The sequence below is a fragment of the Arthrobacter sp. K410C genome (assembly GCF_059090105.1).
Genome location: NZ_JBNHFJ010000077.1, coordinates 1 through 247, shown reverse-complemented (window position 1 = coordinate 247; position 247 = coordinate 1). Strand labels below are relative to the sequence as shown.

Here is a 247-nt window from a genome sequence, read left to right as displayed (position 1 = left end):
TCCTCCACCTCCCCGGGCAGGATCAGCTCCGGATGGAACCCCTCCAACCCCAACAGCACCGCGGTCATCGTCCCGTGCCCGTGCCCGGTCGCCGCCAGCGACCCGTACAGGTCCACCCGCAACGAAGCCACGTCCGTCAGCCTGCCGGATGCCTTCAGCTCCTCAGCGAACACAGCAGCAGCCCGCATCGGCCCCACAGTATGGGACGACGACGGACCGATCCCAATCGAAAAGAGATCAAAAACGC

At 65.6% G+C, this 247-nt stretch carries 1 protein-coding gene; it reads right to left on the bottom strand.

Annotation, left to right across the window (positions count from 1 at the left end; translation table 11 throughout):
- A partial coding sequence (locus AC5RU7_RS21155; protein ID WP_494053893.1) for a serine dehydratase beta chain occupies positions 1-247 on the bottom strand: 247 nt, incomplete at both ends.